The sequence below is a fragment of the Roseomonas sp. TAS13 genome, from assembly GCF_001950415.1.
GTDB lineage: Bacteria > Pseudomonadota > Alphaproteobacteria > Acetobacterales > Acetobacteraceae > Roseomonas > Roseomonas mucosa.
Genome location: NZ_BDLP01000702.1, coordinates 1 through 1,025 on the forward strand (window position 1 = coordinate 1; position 1,025 = coordinate 1,025).

The window sequence follows — 1,025 nt, forward strand, 5'->3', positions numbered from 1 at the left end:
CCGCGTCATCGGCCTCGGGCCGGGCGAGGCGGATATTCTCGCGGATCGTGTCGCGGAACAGGTGCGGGCGCTGCGGGACATAGGCGGAGAGGCGGCGCAGCTCCTCGGGCCGCAGGGCCAGCGCGTCGCGCCCGTTGAGGGCGATGCGCCCGGCATCCGGCCGGCGGAAGCCCAGCAGCAGGCGCAGAACGGAAGACTTCCCGGCGCCGGAAGGCCCGGACAGCACCAGCGTCTCGCCCGGCATCACGCGGAAGGTCACGCCGTCCAGCGCCGGGGGACGGGCGGGGTCATAGCGCAGCGAGACATTCTCGAAGGTCAGCACCACCGAGGGCGGCACTTCCTCCAGCAGCAGTCCCTCCCGTTCCGGCGCATCGAGGAGCGGCGCCAGCTCGGCGGCGGCGCCGGCGGCGGACATGCGCTCGTGATAGGCAGCGGAGAAGGCGCGCAGCGGCGCGAAGAAGGCAGGCACCAGCAGCAGCACGAAAAGCGCCGAGACCGGCGAGGGATGCCCCCCCGTCACCAGCGCGGCGTGGCGCCAGGCGAGGCAGCCCAGCACCGCCGCGGCGATCAGCTCCAGCCCGGCGGAACCCAGGAAGGCCACGCGCAGCACCCGCATCGTGCGCTGCCGCAGCTCGTCGGCGGCGCGTCCCAGCGCCTTCGCCTCGTCCTCCTGGCGATTGAACAGGACCAGGGTCGGCAGGCCCCGCACCCGGTCCAGGAAGCGCCCGGAAAGGCGCTGCAGGGCGTCGAACTGCCGGCGGCTCTGGATCGCGGCGCCGATGCCGGTCAGGGCCATGGAGACGGGCACCAGCAGCCCGCCGGCGGCCAGGATCAGACCGCCCACCGGGTCCGTCAGCCCCGCCGCCAGGGCGATGGCGGCCGGCACCAGGAGGGCCAGCATGGCGGCGGGGAGCCAGCGGGCGAAATAGCCGTCCAGCGCCTCGACCCGGTCCACCACGAGCGCCGCACGCTCGCCCGCCGGGCGCTCGTCGGACGGGCCGAGCTCCAGGAGGCGGGCCAGGGCC

At 75.0% G+C, this 1,025-nt stretch carries 1 protein-coding gene; it reads right to left on the reverse strand.

Annotation, left to right across the window (positions count from 1 at the left end):
- Nucleotides 1-1,025 (reverse strand): ATP-binding cassette domain-containing protein (locus ROTAS13_RS24970; protein ID WP_139323587.1); only part of this gene is annotated, 1,025 nt, incomplete at both ends.